The 9,066-nt window shown below is 63.6% G+C and carries 14 protein-coding genes and 1 pseudogene; 6 read left to right on the top strand and 9 right to left on the bottom strand.

Annotated features, from left to right (window positions below; translation table 11 throughout):
* Positions 1–237: 237 nt before the first annotated feature.
* Complete coding sequence (locus MKK84_RS05720) at positions 238–663, top strand: hypothetical protein (protein ID WP_243917408.1); 426 nt, start codon at positions 238–240, stop codon at positions 661–663.
* On the opposite strand, the gene MKK84_RS05715 is transcribed toward MKK84_RS05720, so the two are convergent.
* Entirely contained in the window at positions 654–914 is a 261-nt protein-coding gene (locus tag MKK84_RS05715) for a hypothetical protein (RefSeq protein WP_243917406.1), read from the bottom strand. The two genes, MKK84_RS05720 and MKK84_RS05715, sit on opposite strands and share 10 nt — an antisense overlap.
* Before the next feature lie 186 nt (positions 915–1,100).
* Between MKK84_RS05715 and MKK84_RS05710 the strand changes: the two genes are divergently transcribed.
* Complete coding sequence (locus tag MKK84_RS05710; protein WP_243917404.1) at positions 1,101–1,706, top strand: PAS domain-containing protein; 606 nt, start codon at positions 1,101–1,103, stop codon at positions 1,704–1,706.
* A 283-nt stretch (positions 1,707–1,989) separates the two neighbouring features.
* Here the strand turns inward: MKK84_RS05710 and MKK84_RS05705 are convergent, their stop codons facing one another.
* The 4 genes from MKK84_RS05705 to MKK84_RS05690 form a co-directional block, all read right to left on the bottom strand.
* Positions 1,990–2,250: a hypothetical protein gene (locus MKK84_RS05705; RefSeq protein ID WP_243917397.1), complete on the bottom strand. Its 261-nt coding sequence runs from the start codon at positions 2,248–2,250 to the stop codon at positions 1,990–1,992.
* 615 nt (positions 2,251–2,865) lie between these two features.
* Positions 2,866–3,171 carry a DUF6894 family protein gene (locus tag MKK84_RS05700; RefSeq protein WP_243917395.1) on the bottom strand — a complete coding sequence of 102 codons (306 nt, stop codon included), beginning with the start codon at positions 3,169–3,171 and terminating at the stop codon, positions 2,866–2,868.
* 256 nt (positions 3,172–3,427) lie between these two features.
* Positions 3,428–3,565, bottom strand: a complete 138-nt coding sequence (locus MKK84_RS05695; protein ID WP_243917393.1) for a hypothetical protein — start codon at positions 3,563–3,565, stop codon at positions 3,428–3,430.
* 9 nt (positions 3,566–3,574) lie between these two features.
* Positions 3,575–3,823 (bottom strand): hypothetical protein, encoded by a 249-nt coding sequence (locus MKK84_RS05690; RefSeq protein WP_243917386.1) that lies wholly within the window; start codon positions 3,821–3,823, stop codon positions 3,575–3,577.
* A gap of 106 nt (positions 3,824–3,929) precedes the next feature.
* On the opposite strand from MKK84_RS05690, the gene MKK84_RS05685 reads away from it, so the two are divergent.
* On the top strand, positions 3,930–4,433 hold the full coding sequence (locus tag MKK84_RS05685; RefSeq protein ID WP_243917384.1) for a MarR family winged helix-turn-helix transcriptional regulator: 504 nt from the start codon (positions 3,930–3,932) through the stop codon (positions 4,431–4,433).
* Between the two features lie 25 nt (positions 4,434–4,458).
* On the opposite strand, the gene MKK84_RS05680 is transcribed toward MKK84_RS05685, so the two are convergent.
* Positions 4,459–5,197 (bottom strand): IS5 family transposase gene (locus MKK84_RS05680; RefSeq protein WP_243917415.1). Its coding sequence is split into 2 segments (ribosomal slippage): positions 4,459–4,869 and positions 4,871–5,197, totalling 738 coding nucleotides; the frame shifts between segments, so codons are not numbered across the junction.
* A gap of 332 nt (positions 5,198–5,529) precedes the next feature.
* Between MKK84_RS05680 and MKK84_RS05675 the strand changes: the two genes are divergently transcribed.
* Both MKK84_RS05675 and MKK84_RS05670 read left to right on the top strand, forming a co-directional pair.
* Positions 5,530–5,847, top strand: coding sequence for a septal ring lytic transglycosylase RlpA family protein (locus tag MKK84_RS05675; protein WP_243917382.1), 318 nt, complete (start codon positions 5,530–5,532; stop codon positions 5,845–5,847).
* Between the two features lie 248 nt (positions 5,848–6,095).
* Positions 6,096–6,329, top strand: coding sequence for a hypothetical protein (locus tag MKK84_RS05670; protein WP_243917380.1), 234 nt, complete (start codon positions 6,096–6,098; stop codon positions 6,327–6,329).
* A 14-nt stretch (positions 6,330–6,343) separates the two neighbouring features.
* On the opposite strand, the gene MKK84_RS05665 is transcribed toward MKK84_RS05670, so the two are convergent.
* Positions 6,344–6,919 (bottom strand): helix-turn-helix transcriptional regulator, encoded by a 576-nt coding sequence (locus tag MKK84_RS05665; RefSeq protein WP_243917378.1) that lies wholly within the window; start codon positions 6,917–6,919, stop codon positions 6,344–6,346.
* Positions 6,920–7,120: 201 nt separating this feature from the next.
* On the opposite strand from MKK84_RS05665, the gene MKK84_RS05660 reads away from it, so the two are divergent.
* Positions 7,121–7,489 carry a hypothetical protein gene (locus MKK84_RS05660; protein WP_243917376.1) on the top strand — a complete coding sequence of 123 codons (369 nt, stop codon included), beginning with the start codon at positions 7,121–7,123 and terminating at the stop codon, positions 7,487–7,489.
* Positions 7,490–7,824: 335 nt separating this feature from the next.
* On the opposite strand, the gene MKK84_RS05655 is transcribed toward MKK84_RS05660, so the two are convergent.
* The gene (locus MKK84_RS05655) at positions 7,825–8,145 is read right to left on the bottom strand and encodes an integron (RefSeq protein WP_243917374.1); all 321 of its coding nucleotides are present in this window, start codon (positions 8,143–8,145) and stop codon (positions 7,825–7,827) included.
* Between the two features lie 401 nt (positions 8,146–8,546).
* A pseudogene (locus MKK84_RS05650) lies at positions 8,547–9,066 on the bottom strand (hypothetical protein); the annotation flags it as partial.

Genomic DNA, 9,066 nt, shown 5'->3' with positions numbered 1-9,066 from the left:
TGTAGTTTCACGGACACACCCTTGGGTGATGAGGGGGCGTGTCGTAGTAAACCGCCTCTTAACGCGCCCTCGACCGCCGTAATACTTCGCGGTCTACATGCAAGAGCGCCACGACATGCCAGAGGCGCTTTGGTTGCGAACCAGCAGAACGTGGTCGTTCGGCTGCGGCCGTGATGCCACAGGGTGGAAAACCGCTCCGCTTCAGAGTGGGTCGCGTTCCGCATATCCAGCATCAGCATGCCGATCCGGCCCGAGCACCGCTTCTTCTACCCGATCGACTGGGCGCAGCTCTCGGCCGTAATCCGGTTCGGGCGGGCGAAAGGTTGCTGCGAGGGCTGCGGGCGGCCACACGGGCGGATGGTCTACCATCTGGGCGATGGTCGCTGGTGGGACACGGATGCCGGTCGGTGGCGCGATGGGTGGGAACGCAGGATCCGGGTCGGTGCAGAAGCTGACATCCTCGGTCGGGTCCGTCGGACGCGGGTGGTGCTGGCGGCGGCCCATCGTGATCACGACACCTCGAACAACGCCGACGCCAATCTCGCGGCCTTCTGCCAGCGCTGCCACATGATCCACGACCGGCCAGAGCATCAGCGGCGACGCTGGCGCACGCTGTTTCGGCGGAAGGCGCTCGGGGACCTGTTCGGTGGCCCCTACGTTTGATCGGCCGTCAGGGCGATGCCTGTCGGGCGCGATGAAGATGACATCTTAGCCCGAACGAACTTGATGCATTCGCGGCGTACCTGCGGATCGCTGATCTGTGCGAACGCTTCCAACAGCTCGCTGCTTTCCTGCGCAGCTTGAGCGACAGGCCCGATCGCCCGTGTCTCACGCGGATCATAGAAGGCGCTCGTCGTCACATCGAGCAGACGCGCGATCTGCTGCAGAACTCCAGGATCCTCATCAATGGCCATGAAGCCTCCTTGCCTGACGCAACCGCGGCGTGGAAGTAACGCCCCCCCCCCGCTTCTCTCGCACCTCACGGAAAGTTGCATCTGCGGCGATACAGCCAATTTTAGGTAGTATGATTTGTTGTTGAAAGCTCTAACTTGGTTTGGGTTTTGCGCTGCTGAGCCCGCCCGCTGAGGGACAAGAACCACGTGTCATTGCCCCCCGCGATTGAGCTTGCGTTGCAGGCTGCCGGCCTCGTTGGTACGTGGAGTACAGACGTAGAGGCGGCACAATCCGACCTCGACAGCGGGGCTGCCGCGCTGCTCGCCGGAGATGTTAGCCTCGCAGAGCAACCGCTGCCGCTGGAGATAGCTTTACAGCGCACACATCCAGACGACCGAGATTGGGTGTTCGATCGCATACGCAGGCTGCGTCGCACGGGGGGATCCTTCTCTGCTGAGTTCCGCGTCGAGACTGCGACCCGCCAGGTGAAGTGGGTGCTCAATCTTGGCACCCTAGTGTCAGATGAGACTGGGAGGATGCGCGGCCGAGACTGCTACATCGACACCACGAGCGCCCATGCCAAACCGTTCTGGCAGGGCGGCACGACAGAGCAGAAGTCAGTTATCGCCCCTGAGGCATTGGACCCCCTGATCGTGGCGAGCGACTGCTCCATCGAGGCGCATGAGGCGCTCGTCCAGTTGGGTGACCGAACGCTCATTCAAGCATCCGAAATGATCCTGTGGCTGCTCGGTCGAGCGCTCGCGCGAAGCATGCGCGCCTCAAGGCTGGCTCGGCCCCACCGCCCGATCTGATCACGGGCTGGCGGGGGAGGTCGTCTATCTCACCGGCGGTCGGGCCGATACGCGAGGCGGCCCTACAGCATCATGCAGACGACAGGTTGAAAGCCTGTCATTAGGGCAATCGCGCGGTTGTCCCAGGCTGGGGCTTGAGGTTCAGGACGCGCTGGCAGCCTAGTGCCAGGGAGGGCAAAGCTGCTGGCGCGCTCGCGTGCGGACGCGCTCGGAGCTCGACCGCTGCGAAGACTGGAAACGGGGCTAGATGGGTCAAAGATCCCGGCCGACCGACGAGCGGGCGTCAATCCACTCCACAGTCGAGTAAATCGCGCTGACGCTGTTCCGAGCTTTCCTGCGCCTGGTCCTGCCAACTGACTTCTGGCGGATCTCGGTCGGCCTGAAACGGGTGCTGGCCCGGCAGGTAGACGCTGCGCGGATCGGCGGCCAGCGAGCCCGTGGTTTCCGGGTCCAGGTCGCAATTGCGGGCCGGCTGATCGGCCTGAGCGAACGTGGGACCAGCGCACACGACCATGGCCACGGCGAACGCGAGCAACGCTTTCATAAGGCAGTTCCTGATCAGCCAGGGCACGCGCACGTGCCTCCCCCTGCAGTGGGGCCGGGGGGCTTAATGCAAAGCTTCAGGTGCACGCCACACCCGCGTCGGCGGGGCAGCCATGCGAACCCGGGGGCCGGGTCGCGACGCTCCGTTAGCGGGCTATCAGTGGCGCCGGCGGGGCTTTGTGCCTGAACAGGGCGCCTACGAGCCGAAAGGGCAGGCGTGCCAGCTTGTAGGCCGCGTGGGCGGCCATGACAGAGATGACGGCGAGCAGTGCCAGCAGGGTGTTGAGCAACGTAGGTACTCCCGGCGGAATGATCACGGCGGGCCGCCTCCACCATTGCCCCCAGGAGGCGCGCCGATCGCGGCGGGACTGTGATGCTCGCCGAGATGCGGCGACTGCGCCGGCGAGGCCCCACCAGGGCCCGCCGTCTCAAGACGACCCCGGTGCTGCTCTTCCGGCGCGCGGCCGAAGCCGATCACTGAGTGGATACTTGAGCGGAAAAAAATTAACGGATCCTAATCACGGGCGAACAGCTGAGTTCACTGCGGTATGCGCAGAACATGTCCGAACCAAAGCGGTTCTACGGGCCAATGTAATCTCTGACCGATCGACTTTGGCTAGGCAGCCAAAAGTTTGGACCGGCGAGACCGTTTTGCACCAACGTGGCAGCCAGGTAGCAGGATTGGTGCATCAATCCTTCTACCCACGATGCTGAGTGCTACAGTGAACACCACACGTCCGGCCTCGTTCCGTACCAGCGCCAACAGGTTGCTGCAGGCGTTTTCTCTGGGCTCATGCAGCGCAATCTCCGAGAGGATCTGTGCCGCGCGTTTTCCCGCCTCGTCAGAGTTTGCAAATGGCTCGCCCTCGGTGTCGCTCAACGCCTGCACGTCGTCATGAATGTCGAAGAAGTAGCGTTGCACGTCGAGCTTCCTTTTCGTGGCTGATACGGCCGATCCCAAAAGACACGCCGGGCGCGCGATGCTCTGCCGGTCACCCGGCTTCGATCCGTCCGTCCGCGGCACGGGGCAGTTCGACTTCGGATCCGTTGCGAAGCTTCAAAGTGTTGCCGGTTCAGCCCACTCCCGGTCATGCCGAGCAGCAATGCGGTAGAGCGGTATCATCCACGTTGCAATTGAGCGCTGCGGATGTGAGGACCGGCGCTGTCCCAGCGGATGGCTATAGCAGAGATGAGGGACGCGGCAGCTGCCAGAGATCGTCCTTGATCGGGAACAGCTCCATGGGTTCACCGACCGCCAGGGTCAGCGCGGTCAGTAGAACCGGCATGAGGAAGAGCACTGAAGCTGTGATTGTCACCGCCCTCCTTCAGCGCTGGGCGTAAGGACCCGGATAGATCACCCGCACCGTGCGGCCGGAGCGGTCCTGCGCTTCGCGCGGGGCTGCAACTGGTAGCGAGGGGGCACGGCTCCGCAGGGCTACTATGGCCGAGAGCGGCTTGGGGCTGAGCGTCTCAGCATGACCGGAGCCTCCAAAGGCCAGCACACCGAAGATGCACAAGCCGACACTGGTCCCAGCGGCGGCAGCGAGCGTGAGCGGCGTAGCATTGCGCGGCATCGTTGGCCCCCTTGCGTTTGTTTCCTAACGATTAGAGCACAAATCGTTAGGTGTCAACGCCTAAGTGAGCTATCCCTTGTCGTGCTTATCGTGTTACATCCTGCCCATGACACAGACCGCTCGTCGAACTCAGTCTCCGACCGCCGTTGACCAGGCGGATAAGGCTGCACCTGGCCCCGACGTTCTGCCGCTGGACCGCCAGCTCTGCTTCTCGGTTTACGCTGCGGCTCATGCGTTCACGGCCGCCTACAAGCCGCTGCTTGAGCCGCTCGGGCTCACCTATCCGCAGTACCTCGTCATGCTGGTGCTCTGGGAGGAAGATGGATTGGACGTGAAGAAAATCGCGGCCCGACTGCATCTCGACTCCGGTACGGTGACGCCGCTGCTCAAGCGCTTGGAGCGCGATAGTCTGCTGCGCCGCGGCCGGGATCCGGCCAACGAGCGGCACCTGCGTGTGGAGCTGACCGATGCGGGCCATGCTCTACGCTGGAAGGTGGGTGCTGCTCGGGAGCAGATCGTGTGCGCGCTGGGAGGGACAGAGGAGCCGCTCCAGGCGCTCAAGCACGAGATCGATCGGATTACCGCCCTACTGGAGCGCTCCGGAAGCTAAGGAGATGGCGTAATAGCGTCCGGACTCATAACCAGTAGCTGACGGTCGCGGCGAGGCAGACGGCGGCGAGGCAATTGGTCGCCGAGCGGTCGTAGCGCGTGGCGATCCGGCGGAAGTCTTTCAGTCGTCCAAACATCCGCTCGATGGCGTTGCGCCCCCGATAAAGCACGGGCGAGAAGCACAGTTTCCAGCGCCGGTTGACCTTGGGCGGGATGTTGGGCACGGCTCCAGCCGTCTCGATCTGTCGGCGGATGGCATCGCTGTCGTAGCCCTTGTCGGCCAGCACGACGCGGCAAGTCGGTAGGCGTTCGAGCATCAGCGCGCCGGCCTTGCAGTCAGCGACCTGCCCGCCGGTTAGCAGGAAGGCGAGCGGGCGGCAGGCGCGGTCGGTGAGGGCGTGGATCTTGGTCGTGCGCCCGCCCCGCGAGCGGCCGATGGCTTGGTTCTGCTCCCCCTTTACCCCCGGCGGCGCAGCGGTGGGCCTTCACGGCGGTGGAGTCGATCAGCACCTGGGACGCCGGCCCGCCGGCCTGGGCCAGGGTCTCGAACAGCCCGACCCAGACCCCTTTGGCCGCCCAACGCACGAAGCGGTTGTAGAGCGTCTTCTTCGGCCCGTAGACCTCCCGTGGCGCGTCTGTCCAGCGGCGGCCGGATTTGAGCACGTGGACGATACCACCGATCACGCGTCGGTCGTCCACGCGCTCCTTGCCCCGCGTGTCGGTGGGCAGGTGCGGTGCGATCTTCGCAAACTGCTCGTCCGTCAGCCAAAACTAATCCATCGGCCCCTCCCGTGGGAGCCGTGAATCACACCTACGCCGTCCGCACCACCGTTATGGGTCCGGACGTTAACGCGAGCACCAGCTCTGACCGCATGCATCGCGGCAATCTACGTAACAGCATCAAATGTTATGGGCGCGCCCATCGCATCATCTTGCCATAAATGTGGCACATGCTGGCGCATACCAGCCCCGCATCGAAGAAACTCAGTCTGGTCATAATTGATCTTCTTTAGCAGACCCGTCTTCAACAACAGCGGGATTGCCAAGTGATCTTCAAGTGCCAACCGTATTTTCTAGCCGCTCTCGCGGCTGTGTGCATGACCATTTTCGGCAATAACGCCAAAGCAGAGTCCGATCAGCAGGCGGGCGTGGCATCCTGGTACGGCCCTGGCTTTCATGGCCGCAAGACGGCTAACGGCGAGCGCTTCAACATGAACGCGCTGACTGCTGCCCACCGCACTTTGCCGCTCGGTACGCAGGTGGTGGTAACCAACCGGAGCAACGGCCGCTCCGTGGTGGTACGGATCAACGACCGTGGTCCTTACGTCGGCCGCCGCTTGATCGATCTGTCGAAAGCTTCTGCGCAAGCCATAGGGGTATTAGGCCTCGCCAAGGTCTCTATCGCACGCTTGTGACCTGCGAACCCAGGCAGCAACGCGATTTCCCAGCTGAGGTACCCGATCGACCGGGCAAGAGGCTGCTGCGAGGGATGCAGCCGGACACACAGGCAGATGGTCGACAATCAAGTCGCTGCTCGGGGTGTAGATGGGAAACACATTTTGCCCCAAATGATGGATGGCAATTTGCATCATCTGAAGTAGCTTATGTTAGGCTCGGCTATGCCGCAGGCGTGCCGGACCTACCCGATGAACGGGGTCGTCAATTGGACGAGCACAGGCCAGTTAAGGTCAGCTTTACGGAGGTCTGCGCCGCGACACGGCAAGCGTCCGAGGACGCAAACCTTGTCTTCGCCGATCAGTGTCTTGCGGCCGTTCTCGTGCCAACCGATCAGGGCTGGTTCATGCATGCCGGCTTCGGCCCCTGCGATCAGGAGGCTATCTTCTTCGACACCCTTTCCTCGGCGGCCGATTGGGTGCAGGAGCGCTTCGCAGAGTAGGTCCAGTCGAGAGCTTAGGGCAGGGCGGCCAAGCGTGAGACCAGCACCACCAGTTCGGCTTGACGGTGGGTGTGGGTCTTATCGAACACGGCCTTGAGCTGACTACGCACCGTCGCAACGCTGAGGTGCAGCTTCTGAGCTATCTCGTCGAGCGTCTTGCCGCCGACCAACAGCAGCGTCACACGCGCCTCAGCAGGCGTCAGGCAGAAGATCCGCTCCAGGCAACTCGTGCTGGGCAGCGGGGTCGCGTCGAGGTCAATCAGAAGTAGGACCGAGTGCGGGCCGTCGTCGCTGAGCACGGGAACTGGCACGCAGTTCATGATCAGCGGCCGCCGACCGCTACGCTCGATCAGGATCCAGTTCTCGCTGTCGAAATGGACGCGAGCCCGCCCTCGATTGAGCAGTTGCTTGATGATCTCGCGCCCGGAGCTCTTCGGGGCAGCGACTGCAGCCTCGTCTAGATTGAACAGATCCTGCAGGATGAGTCGGGCGCTGGTGTTGATCGCGAGGACATGGCCGGCAGTGGATAGGATGATGCCGCCACAGCCCATGCGGTCGAACACCCGCAGCAGAGGCATGCCCACCAGCATAGTTGATGGTCTCCCATCGGCCGCCCCCCATCTAGTAACACTTGGTGCGGCGCATACGATACAAAATAAGAATAAACGCCTCCGCATCCTCCAAATGAGGTAAGTGCCGATGCTGGTGCAATTACAAAGCGCCGGCGGCCGCCTTGCCCAGAAGCGATACAGCTACGCTTTCTTCACCATGGCTGGCACAGTGCGGCTGTCATGCCGATCCGTCCCGAGCACCGCTTCTTCTACCCAATCGACTGGGCGCAGCTCTCGGCCGTGATCCGGTTCGGCCGGGCTAGGGGCTGCTGCGAGGACTGTGGGCGGCCGCACGGGCAGATGGTCTACCACCTCGGCGATGGCTGCTGGTGGGACGCGCAAGACGGCCGGTGGCGCGATGGCTGGGGCAGGCGGATCCGGATAGCTACGGAAGCTGACATCCTAGGCCGTGCCCGTCGAACCCGGGTCGTCCTAGCGGCTGCCCATCGAGATCACGACACCTTGAACAACGCGGACGCCAACCTCGCGGCCTTCTGCCAGCGCTGTCACATGATCCACGATCGGCCAGAGCATCAGAGGCGGCGGTAGCGCACGCTGTTCAGCCGGAAGGCGCTCGGGGACTTGTTCGGCGGCCCCTACGCCTGACGCGGTGATGCGAGCGCATCAGCGGCAACACGAGGCAGCGCCGCACCAGCGCATACCCACGACCGATCCCGTCACAGTCGGATCGTCGACGAGGCGTCGATCCCCTGCCGTTGGCTTATTTGCCTCGACCAACATGACCGCGGAGATGCAGCACAGCACCAGGGCGGAGATCCATAGATAGGCTCGGAGGGTGCAGGCGGTACGCTTCGACATACTCACCAGCGTGGTGCCGTAGCGCTAGCGAACTCTTGCGCACCGTTTCAGGGAAAAACCTGTGCTCACTTCGAGTCGATATTCACGTTGCGGGCCATAACCCAGCCGTGGTCGCAAGGACCTGTGTAGGTTTGTTCGACGGGCACGAGGATCGTCGTCCGGCAGCCGAGTAGGTCTACCCCGTAGACGACACCCAGCCACGGCCCGAGCTTCTCACAAATCACGAGCACGTCGCCCTCGTGCAGCCGCCCGATCTCGCGGAACGGCGCCTCGCCTGGCCCGCTCTGCACCGGCAGGAAGCCTTCAGGCTCCGATCCGACCTCGAAGACGCGGCCTTTCTCAGGACAGGCATCGTTGCCGATCGAGCCGCGCAGCAGGATCGGCACATTCAGGGGCGCAGTCTCTGCGAGGGCCATGCTGGGCAGCATAAGTACGAAGAGCGGCCCAAGCCGTGATGCAATCGAAGGCATGAAGGTGCCGTGCTGTTGGGTGCTCACAAGGGTCGGCAACGCGATTGCCCCACCGACGAGAGGCCGAACAACGCACCCGTTCGTGAGAGGATCCAGGCCATGGGCCGGTGCCCCGCGGTGTCCAGATCCCCCGCCGCACCGACCCTCACGCGACTGCCCGGCCTAGGCTTCACGGGCGGAACGCAGGGAACTGGCCCACGATTGCCTGTCGTCGCGTGCTTGCCCGCCGCATGCCTTGAGATGTCGCGAACGCCTCAGGCGCACTGACGGGACGAAGCGGAGCTTTAGCAGGTGTGGGAGAGGCTGGCGCCGTCAGCTCACTGGCGGCTGAGGGACGGCCATTGCGTGATGACCGCCTCGTCAGCCGGCATGTACGCGTCAACGATAGCGCCCTTGCGGCTCACGACGCAGATCATCGCCGCTTGGCGCACCTCGTACATCATCGGCCGGTCGTAGGTGATGCGGAACAGGACCGGCGCGAAGTAGTCGCCCTTCTTGTCGGTCCTGTCGGCCCCCGCCGAGACCGCCTCCACCTGCTTCATCCCGGCCTTTCCAGCCTCGCTCATCACGGTGGCGCGGCAGGTGTCGACCGTGCGGTTCCGACCCGGCACCTCCGGCAAGGGTTGCCCGACTGTCTGCAGAGCCGTGGAAGGGGCTTTCACAAGACCGGTGCCGGGCACCATCGACAGGAGCGTCTGCTCACCGGCCGCAGTTGAGGCCGGCTCAATCGGCGCGATCTGCCAGGGCATCGGCCAAGTGGGGGCGGAGGGGTCCGGCGCGGCAGGAGCGTGCGGGGCCAGAGGGTATGGGTACACGTCTGACCTCGAGGTCATGCCG

The sequence above is a fragment of the Methylobacterium sp. E-065 genome (assembly GCF_022829605.1).
Classification (GTDB): domain Bacteria; phylum Pseudomonadota; class Alphaproteobacteria; order Rhizobiales; family Beijerinckiaceae; genus Methylobacterium.
Note: the sequence above shows the minus strand (reverse complement) of the source record. Positions and strands in the feature narration are given on the sequence as shown.

Bases quoted from the DNA above. Each gene is read 5' to 3' on its own strand.
- MKK84_RS05720 (WP_243917408.1), top strand. From the start codon at position 238: ATGCCGATCCGGCCCGAGCACCGCTTCTTCTACCCGATCGACTGGGCG.
- MKK84_RS05715 (WP_243917406.1), bottom strand. From the start codon at position 914: ATGGCCATTGATGAGGATCCTGGAGTTCTGCAGCAGATCGCGCGTCTG.
- MKK84_RS05705 (WP_243917397.1), bottom strand. From the start codon at position 2,250: ATGAAAGCGTTGCTCGCGTTCGCCGTGGCCATGGTCGTGTGCGCTGGT.
- MKK84_RS05690 (WP_243917386.1), bottom strand. From the start codon at position 3,823: ATGCCGCGCAATGCTACGCCGCTCACGCTCGCTGCCGCCGCTGGGACC.
- MKK84_RS05685 (WP_243917384.1), top strand. From the start codon at position 3,930: ATGACACAGACCGCTCGTCGAACTCAGTCTCCGACCGCCGTTGACCAG.
- MKK84_RS05675 (WP_243917382.1), top strand. From the start codon at position 5,530: ATGACCATTTTCGGCAATAACGCCAAAGCAGAGTCCGATCAGCAGGCG.
- MKK84_RS05665 (WP_243917378.1), bottom strand. From the start codon at position 6,919: ATGCTGGTGGGCATGCCTCTGCTGCGGGTGTTCGACCGCATGGGCTGT.
- MKK84_RS05660 (WP_243917376.1), top strand. From the start codon at position 7,121: ATGCCGATCCGTCCCGAGCACCGCTTCTTCTACCCAATCGACTGGGCG.